Source organism: Pseudomonas khavaziana (assembly GCF_036704165.1).
Taxonomy (GTDB): domain Bacteria; phylum Pseudomonadota; class Gammaproteobacteria; order Pseudomonadales; family Pseudomonadaceae; genus Aquipseudomonas; species Aquipseudomonas khavaziana.
Genome location: NZ_CP129946.1, coordinates 4,715,253 through 4,729,678, shown reverse-complemented (window position 1 = coordinate 4,729,678; position 14,426 = coordinate 4,715,253). Strand labels below are relative to the sequence as shown.

At 60.1% G+C, this 14,426-nt stretch carries 14 protein-coding genes; 10 read left to right on the top strand and 4 right to left on the bottom strand.

Annotated features, from left to right (window positions below; all coding sequences use genetic code 11):
• Positions 1-118: 118 nt before the first annotated feature.
• The 5 genes from cysM to QYQ93_RS20975 all read left to right on the top strand — a co-directional run bounded on the left by cysM (position 119) and on the right by QYQ93_RS20975 (position 6,285).
• Complete coding sequence (gene cysM, locus QYQ93_RS20995) at positions 119-1,021, top strand: cysteine synthase CysM (RefSeq protein WP_338475403.1); 903 nt, start codon at positions 119-121, stop codon at positions 1,019-1,021.
• Complete coding sequence (gene rlmD / locus QYQ93_RS20990; RefSeq protein WP_338475402.1) at positions 1,021-2,373, top strand: 23S rRNA (uracil(1939)-C(5))-methyltransferase RlmD; 1,353 nt, start codon at positions 1,021-1,023, stop codon at positions 2,371-2,373. Before cysM ends, rlmD begins: the two co-directional genes overlap by 1 nt.
• 123 nt (positions 2,374-2,496) lie before the next feature.
• On the top strand, positions 2,497-4,740 hold the full coding sequence (relA, locus tag QYQ93_RS20985) for a GTP diphosphokinase (RefSeq protein ID WP_043048937.1): 2,244 nt from the start codon (positions 2,497-2,499) through the stop codon (positions 4,738-4,740).
• 140 nt (positions 4,741-4,880) lie between these two features.
• Complete coding sequence (mazG, locus tag QYQ93_RS20980; RefSeq protein ID WP_338475401.1) at positions 4,881-5,714, top strand: nucleoside triphosphate pyrophosphohydrolase; 834 nt, start codon at positions 4,881-4,883, stop codon at positions 5,712-5,714.
• Between the two features lie 25 nt (positions 5,715-5,739).
• Positions 5,740-6,285 (top strand): DUF2058 domain-containing protein, encoded by a 546-nt coding sequence (locus QYQ93_RS20975; RefSeq protein WP_014719402.1) that lies wholly within the window; start codon positions 5,740-5,742, stop codon positions 6,283-6,285.
• 97 nt (positions 6,286-6,382) lie between these two features.
• Here the strand turns inward: QYQ93_RS20975 and QYQ93_RS20970 are convergent, their stop codons facing one another.
• From QYQ93_RS20970 to purM, 4 genes are all read right to left on the bottom strand, one after another.
• Positions 6,383-6,571 carry a hypothetical protein gene (locus QYQ93_RS20970; RefSeq protein WP_043048934.1) on the bottom strand — a complete coding sequence of 63 codons (189 nt, stop codon included), beginning with the start codon at positions 6,569-6,571 and terminating at the stop codon, positions 6,383-6,385.
• Positions 6,572-6,947: 376 nt separating this feature from the next.
• A complete protein-coding gene (locus QYQ93_RS20965) occupies positions 6,948-7,661 on the bottom strand; it encodes a DUF3108 domain-containing protein (RefSeq protein ID WP_043048933.1) in 714 nt (237 codons plus the stop codon).
• An 8-nt stretch (positions 7,662-7,669) separates the two neighbouring features.
• On the bottom strand, positions 7,670-8,320 hold the full coding sequence (gene purN / locus QYQ93_RS20960; protein WP_043048932.1) for a phosphoribosylglycinamide formyltransferase: 651 nt from the start codon (positions 8,318-8,320) through the stop codon (positions 7,670-7,672).
• A complete protein-coding gene (gene purM, locus QYQ93_RS20955) occupies positions 8,320-9,378 on the bottom strand; it encodes a phosphoribosylformylglycinamidine cyclo-ligase (protein WP_005790182.1) in 1,059 nt (352 codons plus the stop codon). The genes purN and purM overlap by 1 nt, the downstream gene beginning before the upstream one ends.
• Positions 9,379-9,730: 352 nt before the next feature.
• Here purM and QYQ93_RS20950 point away from each other — a divergent pair, with 352 nt between their 5' ends.
• From QYQ93_RS20950 to QYQ93_RS20930, 5 genes are all read left to right on the top strand, one after another.
• Positions 9,731-10,771, top strand: a complete 1,041-nt coding sequence (locus QYQ93_RS20950; RefSeq protein WP_043048931.1) for a DUF2066 domain-containing protein — start codon at positions 9,731-9,733, stop codon at positions 10,769-10,771.
• Between the two features lie 59 nt (positions 10,772-10,830).
• Positions 10,831-11,904 (top strand): AI-2E family transporter, encoded by a 1,074-nt coding sequence (locus QYQ93_RS20945; protein ID WP_043048930.1) that lies wholly within the window; start codon positions 10,831-10,833, stop codon positions 11,902-11,904.
• Positions 11,905-12,108: 204 nt separating this feature from the next.
• Positions 12,109-12,813: a DnaA regulatory inactivator Hda gene (gene hda, locus QYQ93_RS20940; protein ID WP_003193052.1), complete on the top strand. Its 705-nt coding sequence runs from the start codon at positions 12,109-12,111 to the stop codon at positions 12,811-12,813.
• A gap of 209 nt (positions 12,814-13,022) precedes the next feature.
• On the top strand, positions 13,023-13,655 hold the full coding sequence (locus QYQ93_RS20935) for a C40 family peptidase (protein ID WP_338475400.1): 633 nt from the start codon (positions 13,023-13,025) through the stop codon (positions 13,653-13,655).
• A gap of 144 nt (positions 13,656-13,799) precedes the next feature.
• A complete protein-coding gene (locus QYQ93_RS20930; RefSeq protein WP_034117134.1) occupies positions 13,800-14,339 on the top strand; it encodes a C40 family peptidase in 540 nt (179 codons plus the stop codon).
• Positions 14,340-14,426: the final 87 nt, after the last annotated feature.

Genomic DNA, 14,426 nt, shown 5'->3' with positions numbered 1-14,426 from the left:
ACAGTCGCCAATTTGTTCGCTTATTCCTATAAGCCATAAGCACCACACTTTGCGTGATATGGCCCGCCGGCCTTTCCCGGTATGATGTTCGCCCCGCAGTCTGGATTGCGAATACGCCATGACCTTGCAGTACCCAACAATCGCCGATTGCGTCGGCAACACGCCCCTGGTCCGCTTGCAACGCATGGCGGGTGAAACCAGCAATACCCTGTTGCTCAAGCTCGAAGGCAACAACCCGGCCGGCTCGGTCAAAGACCGCCCGGCACTGTCGATGATCGCGCGCGCCGAGCTGCGTGGGCAGATCAAGCCCGGCGACACCCTGATCGAAGCCACCTCCGGCAACACCGGGATCGCCCTGGCCATGGCCGCCGCGATCAAAGGCTACAAAATGGTGCTGATCATGCCCGACAACGGCAGTGCCGAGCGCAAGGCAGCAATGACCGCCTATGGCGCTCAGCTTATTCTGGTGAGCCAGGAAGAAGGCATGGAAGGCGCCCGTGACCTCGCTGAGCGCATGGCCGCCGAAGACCGTGGCGTGGTACTGGACCAGTTCGCCAACGGTGATAACCCCGAAGCGCACTACACCAGCACCGGTCCGGAAATCTGGCGCCAGACCCAGGGCACCATCACTCATTTCGTCAGCTCCATGGGCACCACCGGTACCATCATGGGTAACTCGCGCTACCTCAAGGAGCAGAACCCGGCGATCCAGATCGTTGGCCTGCAACCGATGGAAGGCGCGGCCATCCCAGGCATCCGCCGCTGGCCCGAAGAGTACTTGCCCAAGATCTACAACGCCACGCGGGTGGACCGCATTATCGACATGGCCCAGCGTGAAGCCGAAGACACCACACGCCGCCTGGCCCGTGAAGAGGGCATATTCTGTGGCGTGTCCTCCGGTGGTGCCGTGGCCGGTATGTTGCGCTTGTCCAAAGAGGTGGAAAACGCGGTGATCGTCGCGATCATCTGTGACCGAGGCGACCGCTATCTGTCGACCGGCATTTTCGACGAACCCAACTGATGGCCAAGCACGAGAGAGGCCTGCGCTTCCAACCGACGGGCGGCAGCCGGGCCCCACAGATACCCGTGGGCAAGAAACAGCGCCTGACCATTGAGCGCCTGGCCAATGACGGTCGGGGCATCGTGTTCTTTGAAGGCCGCACTTGGTTTGTAAATGGTGCGTTGGCCGGCGAAGAGGTGGAAGCACGGGTGTTGGGCGCCCATGGCAAAGTGGTCGAGGCGCGCACCGAGCGGGTGTTCCAGGCCAGCGAACTGCGTCGCCCGGCACCCTGCGCCCACGTTGGCCGTTGCGGTGGTTGCAGCGTGCAGCACCTGCCCCATGAAGAACAACTTGCCCTGAAACAGCGCATGCTCGCCGAGCAATTGTCGCGGGTGGCCGGTGTCGAACCGCAAGAATGGGCGCCGCCATTGAGCGGGCCGGAGTTCAGTTATCGGCGTCGCGCCCGTGTGGCGGTGCGTTGGGACGCCAAGGCAAAGCAACTCGAAGTGGGTTTTCGCGCCGTAGCCAGCCAGGACATCGTCGCTATCGATGATTGCCCCGTGCTGGTACAGGCCTTGCAACCGATCATGCAGCGTCTGCCGAACATGCTGCGTCGTTTGAGCAAGCCGCAGGCGCTGGGGCATGTGGAGTTGTTCAGCGGCTCCACCATCGCGGTGTTGCTGCGGCATATGGCGCCGTTGTCCGAGGCTGACGTGCAGATCCTCAAGGAGTTCTGCGCCTTCCATGACGCCCAATTGTGGCTGCACGGGGAAGGGCAACCGGAACCCGTCGAACCCGACCTGGCCCTGGGTTTCCGACTGGACGCCTGGGATCTGGAGCTGGCTTACCGGCCGGGAGACTTCGTGCAAGTCAACGCCGGGGTCAACCAGGCGATGGTTGCCCAGGCCCTGGAATGGCTGGCGCCACAGTCCGACGAACGGGTGCTCGATCTGTTTTGCGGCCTGGGCAACTTTGCCTTGCCACTGGCTCGTCAAGCACGCGAAGTGGTGGCGGTGGAGGGCGTACAGGCCATGGTGGACCGCGCCGCACTCAACGCTGAGAGCAACAATGTGCATAACGCACAGTTTTTCCAGGCGGATTTGTCCCAGCCTTTAACGGACGCGGAGTGGGCCAAACAGGGCTTTTCTGCGGTACTCTTGGACCCACCCCGCGATGGTGCCCTGGAGGTTGTGCGCAAGCTCGCCACCTTGGGGGCCAAGCGCCTGGTGTATGTGTCCTGCAACCCGGCCACGCTGGCGCGGGACACGGTTGAGTTGGTCAAGCAAGGCTACCGGCTAAAGCGTGCCGGGATCCTCGACATGTTTCCGCAGACCGCGCATGTCGAGGCCATGGCGTTATTTGAAGCGGGCTAGGATGCCCGTTTAATCCGACTGGCCTGCATTCTCCAAGGCCCTGATCCGCCAGGGAGTCTGCTGCAAAAGGTCAGCGATGATTCATTGGCGCACTGAAGGTGCGTCGTAGGGAAGGTAAGCAAGATGGTACAGGTGAGAGCACACCAGCCGATCAACACCGACGGCAGTATCAATCTCGAGGCATGGCTGGATCATGCCGTCAGTGTCGACCCGGCACTGGACCGTGAAGCCTTGAAGGCAGCCTGCGAGTTCGCTCGTGAGTCTGAGCAGCAAGACAATGCGGCCAAGAACCTGTGGGCCGAAGGCACTTCAAGCTTTCGCACCGGGTTGGAAATCGCCGAGATCCTGGCCGATCTCAAGCTCGACCAGGATTCGCTGATCGCCGCCGTGCTCTATCGCGGCGTGCGTGAAGGGCATATTCCGTTGGCAACCGTTGGCCAGCGCTTCGGCTCAGTGGTGGCCAAGCTGATCGACGGCGTGCTGCGCATGGCGGCCATCAGTGCCAGCCTCAGCCCGCGCCAGTCGATGGTGCTGGGCACCCAGGGCCAGGTGGAAAACCTGCGCAAGATGCTGGTGGCGATGGTCGACGACGTGCGCGTCGCCCTGATCAAGCTGGCCGAGCGTACCTGTGCGATCCGTGCGGTAAAAACTGCCGACGACGAGAAGCGCAACCGCGTCGCCCGCGAAGTCTTCGACATCTATGCTCCGCTGGCCCACCGCCTGGGTATCGGCCATATCAAGTGGGAGCTGGAGGATCTGTCCTTCCGCTACCTGGAACCCGAGCAATACAAACAGATTGCCACGCTGCTGCATGAGCGGCGCCTGGACCGCGAGCGCTTTATCAGCGATGTGATGGGCCAGCTGCGTTCCGAGTTGCAGGCCACCGGCGTGGACGCCGACATCAGCGGCCGCGCCAAGCACATCTATTCCATCTGGCGCAAAATGCAGCGCAAAGGCCTGGCTTTCAGCCAGATCTACGACGTGCGCGCCGTGCGCGTGCTGGTGCCGGAAATGCGCGATTGCTACACCGCGCTGGGTATCGTCCACACCCTGTGGCGCCATATCCCCAAGGAATTCGACGACTACATCGCCAACCCCAAGGAAAACGGCTATCGCTCGCTGCACACCGCGGTAATCGGCCCCGAGGGCAAGGTGCTGGAAGTGCAGATCCGCACCCACGCCATGCACGAAGAGGCCGAGCTGGGCGTGTGCGCACACTGGCGCTACAAGGGTACCGACGTCAAAGCCGGGTCCAACCAGTACGAAGAGAAAATCTCCTGGCTGCGCCAGGTGCTGGAATGGCACGAAGAACTTGGCGACATCGGCGGCCTGGCCGATCAACTGCGCGTGGATATCGAGCCGGACCGGGTCTATATCTTTACCCCTGACGGCCATGCCATCGACTTGCCCAAGGGCGCCACGCCGCTGGACTTCGCCTACCGCGTGCACACCGAAATCGGCCATAACTGCCGCGGCGCCAAGATCAACGGGCGCATCGTACCGCTCAACTACAGCCTGCAAACCGGTGAACAGGTCGAGATCATCACCAGCAAGCACGGCACGCCGAGCCGCGACTGGTTGAACCCGAACCTGGGCTACATCACCACCTCGCGGGCGCGGGCGAAAATCGTCCACTGGTTCAAGCTGCAGGCGCGCGACCAGAACGTCGCTGCCGGCAAGACCCTGCTCGAACGCGAGCTGGCGCGTCTGGGCCTGCCCCAGGTGGACTTTGACAAGCTGGCCGAAAAGGCCAACATGAAGATCGCCGAAGACATGTTCGCTGCCCTCGGTGCCGGCGACCTGCGTCTGGCGCAACTGGTCAACCTGGCCCAGCAACTGGTCGAGCCGGAGCGCGGCAACGAACAGCTGGAACTCATCCCACGCAAGGCCACCGGTTACAAGCCGGGCAAGCGTGGTGATATCCAGATCCAGGGCGTGGGCAACCTGATGACGCAAATGGCCGGCTGCTGCCAGCCGCTGCCGGGCGACGCCATTGTCGGCTACATCACCCAGGGCCGTGGCGTGAGCATTCACCGCCAGGACTGCGCCTCGGTGCTGCAACTGGGCGGGCGCGAGCCGGAGCGGATCATCCAGGTCAGCTGGGGCCCGGTGCCGGTGCTCACCTACCCGGTGGACATCATCATTCGTGCCTACGACCGTTCCGGTTTGCTGCGGGACGTCTCGCAAGTGCTGCTTAACGAGCGGATCAACGTGCTGGCGGTCAATACCCGTTCGAATAAGGAGGACAACACGGCGTTGATGTCCCTGACCATCGAGATTCCTGGGTTGGATGCGCTGGGGCGTTTGCTCGGGCGGATTTCCCAGTTGCCGAACATCATCGAGACGCGGCGTAACCGTACCCCATGAGTAACTGGGTGAACGCCGTTTAAAGTGTGGGAGGGGGCTTGCTCCCGATAGCTGCCTATCAGTTGATACATCTGGTGACTGAAACACCGCTATCGGGAGCGAACCCCCTCCCACATTAGATCTTCAGTGGAAAGAGATTGATGTATTCACTAGATGACCTGCTGCACCTGATGAACCGCCTGCGCGACCCGCAATACGGGTGCCCGTGGGACATCAAGCAAACCTACGCAACAATCGTCCCGCATACCCTCGAAGAAGCCTACGAAGTGGCCGACGCCATCGAGCGTGGCGATTTCGATCACCTGCAAGGCGAGTTGGGCGACCTGTTGTTCCAGGTGGTGTATTACAGCCAACTGGCCCGTGAAGAAGGTCGCTTCGAATTTGCCGGCGTGGTTGATAGCATCACGCGCAAGCTGATTCGACGCCATCCTCATGTGTTTCCCACCGGCGACCTGTATGCACCGCTGGATATTCCGCAATTGAGCGAAGAACAGGTCAAGGAGCGCTGGGAGCAGATCAAGGCCGAGGAGCGTGCGGAAAAATCCGATGCACCCGAGCAACTTTCCCTTCTGGATGATGTGCCAACGGCCTTGCCTTCACTGTCCCGTGCGGCCAAATTGCAAAAGCGCGCCAGCCAGGTCGGTTTCGACTGGCCAGCCGCCTTGCCGGTGGTAGACAACGTGCGTGAAGAGTTGGATGAAGTGCTCGAAGCCATGGCCGATAACGATCCGCAGGCCATTGCCGATGAAGTCGGTGACCTGCTGTTTGCCGCCGTCAACCTGGCCCGTCACCTCAAGGTCGACCCGGAAACTGCGTTGCGCGGCGTCAATGCCAAGTTCGAGCGACGTTTCCGTTTTATCGAACAGGCATTGCGCGATGCACACCAACCCATAGAAGATTGCACCCTCGAAGCGTTGGACGCCCTGTGGGGCGAAGCAAAACGCCAGGAAAAGAATGTGTCCAGCTGCGGTTGAGCAGTTGCCTAAGTGAGTAAGCACCATGAGCCTTTCCCTTCGCGACCAGTTGCTCAAAGCAGGTCTGGTCAACCAAAAGCAGGCCAAGCAGGTCGGCAAAGAGAAACAGAAGCAGCAGCGCCTGGTCCACAAGGGCCAGGCCGAAGTCGATGACACCCAGGCACGCCTGGCCGCCGAGGCCCACGCCGAGAAGGTCAAGCGGGACCAGGAGCTGAACCGTCAGCAACAGGAAAAAGCCGAGGCCAAGGCCCGTACTGCGCAGGTCAAGCAACTGATCGAGACCTCGCGCCTGCCTAAGCTGACCACCGAGGACTACTACAACTTCGTGGATGACAAGAAGGTCAAGCGCCTGTCGGTCAACACGTTGATGCGCAACAAGCTGAGCAACGGCTCCCTGGCCATCGTGCACCACGGTGGCGGCTACGAGGTGATCCCACGGGAAGCGGCGCTGAAGATCCAGGAGCGCGCGCCTGAGCGTATCGTGCAGCTCAATATCCTGACTGAAAGCCAGGTGCCGGATGAGGATGATCCGTACGCCGCCTACCAGATTCCGGATGACCTGATGTGGTAAACCTTTAGATATGAAAAACCCCGCTCGAAAAGGCGGGGTTTTTGTTTGCAGGCACTCCAGCTGCGTGGGGCTGGGATGGCTGCTGGATTTCAGGGTTTCAGGAGCTTTGTGCCTGGCGTTGCAGTTCAAGAGTTTCAAGCTCGTTTTTATAATTATGAGCGTCGCTCTCGTTGTGAAACATGCCGACCAGCAAATCTTGTTGGTGTACATCCCAGATGTGAATCCCATGGCCCAGTGCTTCGTGGGACATATGTGCATCGTCGCGTTCAGTTACTTTTACAGTCATCTGCTTGCTCCAATCTCTGGTTGATCTGCGGCAAGTCGTCGCAGGCCTTTGTTATATGTTTTGTTAGCTTGCTAAGTAAACGGTTTTTGCACGCAACAATTTATTGCAGCAGGCGCAACAATCGCGCAGGCCGCTAAAACCGGGGCATTCGGTCGCAGGGTCATGAGTTTTATGACAAAAGTTTCATGTTCCAGCCTGGCTGTGAGCCTTTTATCGGCTCTGCCGTCGCTATCGGGAGCAAGCCCCCTCCCACAGTGGAATGCATTTCAAATGTGGGAGGGGGCTTGCTCCCGATGGCGTCAGAATCTTCACAACAAACTTTCCAGGCAAAAAAAAGCCCCGCATTCAGCGAGGCTCTTTTGCAGCACATCAGCAATCAGCTGCCCTTGACGGCCTGACCATCAACAGTGCCATCCTGCAGCATGATGTTGTATTCCTTGCCATCCGTCTCAACCTGGCGCAGGGCTACCAGGATGCCGCCCTGGTCCTTGGCAAACCACATCTGGGTAATGCGCTTGCTCTGTGACGGGTCACGCACGCGCTCGACCTTGATCGCATCGATCGAGCCCACCTTGGTCTGGACTTTTTCCGGGCCGATTACGCGGAAGTCGTAGGTATCGGTATCAGTGCCTTCGACCACGCGGTAGCTCATGCTTTTCTTGCCGGCGGCGACGTCGCGCTGCAAGGCGAGCTGGTAGGTGGACTTGTCGAGCATGCCACTTTCGAGAGTGACATTGACCGGGTCTTTGTTTTCAAAGCCGGTGACTTTCTTGGCGCTCTGGTCGAAGTCCAGATTGATTTTCTTCGCCTTGCCCAGCCCACCGCGCTCGAAGCTGTAGCTCTTGGGTTGCAGGGTGTCCTTGTCGAACAGGATCACGCTGGTTTCGGTCAGGCTGGCAATCATCATCGACGCCTTGAAGTTCAAGGTCCAGGTGCCGTCGCCATTCTTGACCAGGCTGCGTTCAGCCGAACCACTCATGGGCAGCTGTTTCCAGTCGGCGGTGTAGCTGACGGAGAAAGGGTGAAGGTCTGCCGCTTGTACGGCAGGCAAAGCGAACAGCGCAAAAGCGAAGAGCAGGGCGCGACGCATAAAATCTCCTAGGTTCGAATCAAGTGGCCGCTGGCCGCGAGTAACTGACCGTCCAATAATGCACCCTGTTCACCAAGAATCAACCGCCCCTCGGCAAACCAGCGAACAGCCAGCGGGTAAATCCTGTGTTCCTGGGTATGAACCCGTTGCGCAAGCGTCTGCGCCGAGTCGCCTGACTCTACCGGAACCACTGCCTGTACGACCAGAGGCCCGCCATCGAGTTCCTCGGTGACAAAGTGCACGCTGCAGCCATGCTCGCTGTCGCCAGCCTCAAGGGCGCGCTGATGGGTGTGCATTCCTTTGTACTTGGGCAGCAGGGAAGGGTGGATATTGAGCAGGCGTCCTTCGTAATGCCGCACGAAATCAGCGCTGAGGATACGCATGAAGCCGGCCAGCACCACCAGTTTGGGCTCAAAGGCGTCAATCAGTTCGATCAAGGCGCGGTCGAAGGCTTCGCGACCATCGAACGCCTTGTGATCCAGGGAGCGGGTTTCGATACCTGCGTCCCTGGCGCGTTGCAGGCCGTAGGCGTCGTTGCGGTTGGAAATCACCGCAGCGATGCGCACCGGGCTGTCGCCGATGCGCGTGCTGTCGATCAGGGCCTGCAAGTTACTGCCGGTGCCGGAAAGCAGCACCACGACATCACAGGTCGAAGGCATCAGTGAGCCTTGAGGTTCTTCAGTTCAACCTGGGCTGCGCCTTCCGGAGCAGTGGCGATCTGGCCAATGACCCAAGGTTGCTCACCGGCTTCACGCAACACGTTCAGCGCGGTTTCAACGTGCTCTTGCGCCACGCAGATGACCATGCCCACGCCGCAGTTCAGCACGCGGTGCATCTCGGTTTCGTTGACGTTGCCTTTCTCCTGCAGCCAATCGAAGACTGCCGGGCGCTGCCAGCTGGCCACGTCGACAATCGCCTGGGCGCCTTTTGGCAATACGCGCGGGATGTTGTCCAGCAGGCCGCCGCCAGTGATGTGGGCCATGGCCTTGACTGCGCCAGTGTCCTTGATCAGCTTGAGCAGCGGCTTGACGTAGATGCGGGTCGGGGCCATCAGCAGGTCGGTCAGTGGCTTGCCGTCCAGCTGGATGTTCTCGATGTCGGCGCCGGAGACTTCGATGATCTTGCGGATCAGCGAATAGCCGTTGGAGTGCGGGCCGGACGATGGCAGGGCGAGCAGGGCGTCGCCGGCCGCCACCTTGGAGCCGTCGATGATCTCGGCCTTTTCCACCACACCGACGCAGAAGCCGGCCAGGTCGTAGTCCTCGCCTTCGTACATGCCTGGCATTTCAGCGGTTTCGCCGCCGACCAGGGAGCAACCCGACAGTTCACAGCCGGCGCCGATGCCGGTCACGACCTGGGTCGCGGTCTCGACATTGAGCTTGCCGGTGGCGTAGTAGTCGAGGAAGAACAACGGCTCGGCGCCGCACACCACCAAATCGTTGACGCACATGGCAACCAGGTCGATGCCGATGCTGTCGTGCTTGTTCAGGTTCAGCGCCAGGCGCAGCTTGGTGCCCACGCCGTCGGTGCCGGACACCAGTACAGGCTGCTTGTAGCCGGCCGGGATTTCGCAGAGGGCGCCAAAACCGCCCAGGCCGCCCATGACTTCGGGGCGCGCAGTGCGCTTGGCGACGCTCTTGATGCGTTCGACCAATGCTTCACCGGCGTCGATGTCTACACCGGCGTCCTTGTAGCTCAGGGAGGGTTGCTTGCTCATGATCCAGGCCTTTAGGGGGGATTTCTGGGTAACGACCGAGCGGGCAGGCGCTTTTGGTAAAAGGCCCAGCCGTTGACGGTCTGCGAAGGCGCGCGATTTTATCAGGCTTGAGGGGCAGCGGCCATCCTCGGGCCGACGGGCAGGGCCATATAGGTAGAAAACCGCTGAAAAAATCCTGATCGGCTCTGCTTGGGTGGCTGTTAAGGTATAGCCTTGGAACCGTAATCGTTATGACAGCACCAAAACTTATCGAGGCCCTGTGAATGTTTTGCTGGCTGGTGTGGTCACAGCCTGGCTAAACCGGTTTCACACGGTCTGTTCCAGCCGCTAATTTGTCGTTCGGGAATCTTCCATGCGTCTGTGTAAATTCTTTTTTGTAGGCTGCTTGTCGTTGGTCAGCCTGGCGAGCCATGCCGAAACCCTCAATGGCCTCTATCAAGTACTCGAGCCCGTCAGCAGCCAGTCGCCCCAAGAGCGCGACCAGGCCACCCAGCGTGCCGTGCAGACCCTGGTGATCCGCCTGACCGGCGACGCCAAGGCGGCCGACGGCCCCGGGCTGGCGGCAATCCGCAAGGACCCGCAACAAATCATCAGCCAGTACGGCTACGACGCCGGCCCACCGGAAAGCCTGCAAGTGGACTTCGACCCGGTCAGCACTGATCGCGCCTTGCGTGACGCGGGCCTGTCGATCTGGGGCAGCAATCGGCCGTCGATCCTCGGTTGGTGGCTGAACGATTCCACCGAAGGCAGCAGCCTGGTCGGCGATGGCCAGACGGTTGCCCAGGCGCTGCGCCGGGCCGCGCAACACCGTGGCTTGCCGCTGCGCCTGCCGCTGGGCGACCTGGATGAGCAGGTGGTTGCCACTGCGCCAAACCTGGAAAGTGCCGACGCCACGCCCTTGCGCGCAGCCTCCGAGCGCTACGGCGCCGATGCTTTGCTCGCTGTGCACGCGCGTCAGGAAGGCAATCAGTGGCAGGCCAAATGGCGCCTGTGGCTGGGCGACAAGGCCGAGCAGGGCACTGCCCAGGGCGCTGACACTGCCGCACTGGCCGATGCTGTATTGCTGGCGGTCAGCCAAGCGCTGGCGCCGCGCTTTGCGGTCAAGCCGGGGGTGAGCAGCGAGCAGATGCTTGAAGTGCAAGGCATGAACCTGGAGCGCTACGCGGCATTGGGCCGCTTGCTGGAGCCTTTTGGTGGCCAGCCGCAATTAGTGGACGGCAATCGCATTGTGTATCGCGTCAATGGCAGCGCCGAGCAGCTGCGTACCCAATTGAGCCTGGCCAAATTGCAGGAAATTCCCGCAGGTGAAGTCCCGGTTCAGCAACCGCTGGTGGATGACACGCAACCGGCGCCTGCACCTGAGCCCCAGGCACAACTGCGTTTTCGTTGGTAAATGGTGCTCCTCCTTCTATATAAAAGGAGGGCGTAGATAGATAACAGATGGAGTGGTTTATGGCGGATACGCGTCGTTGGGTGTGGCTTGGCGGGATTGTCCTGCTGTGCGGTTTTGTGTTCTTGCTGCATTCGATCCTGACGCCGTTTCTGGTGGCGCTGCTGCTCGCGTATCTGTTCGATCCCGTGGTGGATCGCCTGGAAAAAGCCGGTATGTCGCGCACCTGGGGTGTGGTCACGGTGTTTGCGCTGTTCACACTGATTATCACGGCGCTGGTGTTGATACTGGTACCGATGTTGGCCAAGCAGCTGTTTCGCCTCTATGAACTGGCGCCGCAGATGCTCGACTGGTTGCAGCACACGGCAATGCCGTGGGCGCAGTCCAAGTTTGGGCTGGCGGATGGTTTCTGGAAGTTCGACAAGGTCAAGGCGGCCATCAGCGAACATATGGACAAGACCACCGACATCGTCAGTGTGGTGCTCAGCCAGGCGACCGCTTCAAGCCTGGCGCTGATCGGCTGGTTGACCAACCTGGTGCTGATCCCGGTGGTGGCTTTCTACCTGCTGCGGGACTGGGACATCATGATGGCCAAGATCCGCAGCCTGCTGCCCCGTGACCGTGAAGAACGCATCGTCTCGCTGGCAGGAGAATGCCATGAGGTGCTCGGTGCATTTGTCCGCGGCCAATTGCTGGTGATGCTGGCCTTGGGGGTTATCTACGCTGCCGGTCTGATGGCGATCGGCCTCGAGCTGGGGCTGTTGATCGGCCTGATCGCGGGCCTGGCGGCTATTGTGCCGTACATGGGCTTCGTGATTGGCATCGGTGCGGCGCTGGTGGCGGGCTTGTTCCAGTTTGGCGGCGACCTGTACCCGATGCTGGGGATTGTCGCGGTATTCATGGTCGGCCAGGCCTTGGAAGGCATGGTGCTGACGCCGCTGCTGGTGGGTGATCGGATTGGCCTGCACCCGGTAGCAGTGATCTTTGCGATCCTGGCCGGTGGCGAGTTGTTCGGCTTTACCGGCATCCTGCTCGCGCTGCCGGTGGCGGCGGTGATCATGGTGCTGGTACGGCATGTACACGACTTGTATAAGGATTCGGACGTGTACACGGGCATCGATGAGCCTGATTTGTAATCGTGATGTCACAAACCCGGCCCAGGCCGGGTTTGTTGTTTATGGCGGCGGGTGCGTCAAACAATCCGCGTAAATTCACCAGGTTAACGCAAACCTTTGATTTTGCTTGTGGTCTGCTGCATTGTGCGCCCGGCGTCACGGGTATAAACTTTGCAAACTTTACATAGAGGCCACTAACGGTTCGATGGGAGCCGTTCAGTCAGCATGAAACCGATTCAGCTGCCCCTAGGTGTGCGTCTGCGTGATGACGCTACCTTTATCAACTACTACCCAGGCGCCAATGCCGCTGCACTCGGCTATGTCGAGCGGCTCTGCGAAGCCGACGCCGGGTGGACTGAAAGCCTGATCTATCTGTGGGGCAAGCATGGCGTGGGGCGTACCCACCTGCTGCAGGCCGCGTGCCTGCGCTTCGAGCAGATGGGGGAGCCGGCGGTGTACCTGCCCCTGGCCGAGTTGATGGATCGCGGTATCGGCATCTTCGACAATCTTGAGCAGTACGAACTGGTGTGTCTCGACGACTTGCAGGCAGTGGCCGGCAAAGCGGAATGGGAAGAAGCGCTGTTTCACCTGTTCAACCGCCTGCGCGACAGCGGCCGGCGCCTGCTGATCGCCGCATCGACTTCACCGCGTGAGCTGCCGGTGAAGCTGGCTGACCTCAAGTCTCGCCTGACCCTGGCGCTGATCTTCCAGATGCGCCCACTATCCGATGAGGACAAGTTGCGTGCCCTGCAACTGCGTGCGTCCCGTCGCGGCCTGCACCTGACCGACGAAGTCGGGCACTTCATCCTTACCCGTGGCACGCGCAGCATGAGCGCGTTGTTCGATTTGCTCGAACAGCTCGACCAGGCGTCGTTGCAGGCCCAAAGGAAATTGACGATCCCTTTCCTGAAAGAGACGTTGGGTTGGTAAGCGGTTGATTTGCCACGGTTCGGCACTTTTCAGGCGCCAGAAAACCCGCGTTCGAGCCCAGCAGGCCACGCAGCAGCAGCGATAATTGGAGTTACGGCTTAGATGTCATAGTCGAAACCAGAAGTCACATAGATCACGATTGAATTTGCAAATCGATGTGATAGAGGGCATAGTCTCGGCTTCTTTACACATCAGCCACGGTCGTGCCCATGCTAAATCGCTTCGCACCCCTCGTGCCTCTCGCACTCGTTACCCTGTTGTTTGGTTGCGCCTCCCACCCTCAGCAGGTGGTAGAGCAGCAGCAGAAGCCACAACAGCAGACTCAACAAAAATTTGTCGCCGCCCAGTCTTCCACTGTTTATGAGGAAGAGCTGGCCACTGAAAAGGAACTGGCCGATTTCTCCGGCAGCAAGCCTTACCAGCTGCCTTTGCTGGCCGACAGCATTCTTGAACGCGGCAAGTCTCTGATCGGTACCCGTTACCGTTTTGGCGGTACCTCTGAAGCTGGTTTCGACTGCAGCGGCTTCATCGGCTACCTGTTTCGTGAAGAAGCCGGCATGAATCTGCCTCGCTCGACGCGCGAAATGATCAACGTGGATGCACCGTTGGTCGCACGCAACAACCTCAAGCCGGGTGATCTGCTTTTCTTTAGTACCAGTGGTCGCGGGCGTGTCAGCCACGCTGGTATCTACTTGGGTGATAACCAGTTTATTCACTCCAGCAGCCGCCGCAGTGGTGGTGTCCGGGTCGATAACCTGGGTGACAGCTACTGGAGCAAAACCTTCATCGAAGCCAAGCGCGCACTCGCCATGGCCCCGACTACGGTTACCGCTAGTAAGTAAAGTTAAAGTGATACTTGAAGTTTGACGTGTAAGCGCTAGAATCCCTGGACATTGTTGTCATCCGTTCGCGCGAGCTTTGCTTGCGCGTTCTGGTTTTCAACGTTCGGCAGCGAAAGCCGCATCCAGACCAGGATTGTTCTGCACATGTCGACCTCGGCCCGCCTGATTCTTATTGTTTGCGCCGCGCTGCTCAGCGCCTGCGCAAGCCGTCCACCGCCGCCCGCGCCTGTAGCGGTCAAGCCCAAGCCGGTGTTCAACTACGCTACCCAGAATTTCTCGCCCGCTGCCGAAGACGTGCTCTTCCGCGCCCTGGGCCTGGTCGGCACGCCTTATCGTTGGGGCGGTAACACGCCGGACTCGGGGTTTGATTGCAGCGGCCTGATTGGCTTTGTATTCCGCGATGCCGCCGGGATCTCCCTGCCGCGCACCACCCGCGAGCTGATTGTGATGCGTGCCCAGGACGTCAGCGAGCAGAACCTGCAAACCGGTGATCTGCTGTTCTTTGCCACTGGTGGTGGTTCGCGGGTCAGCCATGCGGGGATTTATGTCGGGGAAGGGCGCTTTGTGCATGCGCCGCAAACCGGCGGTACGGTGAAGCTGGATACGCTATCCAAAGCGTATTGGCAGAATGCCTACCTGAGTGCAAAGCGAGTGCTGCCCGGGAATCTGGCACGCAACCCTTAAGTCGTACACAGATCCAAATGTGGGAGGGGGCTTGCTCCCGATAGCGATCTGTCAGCTGAGTATGTGCTGACTGTTACACCGCTATCG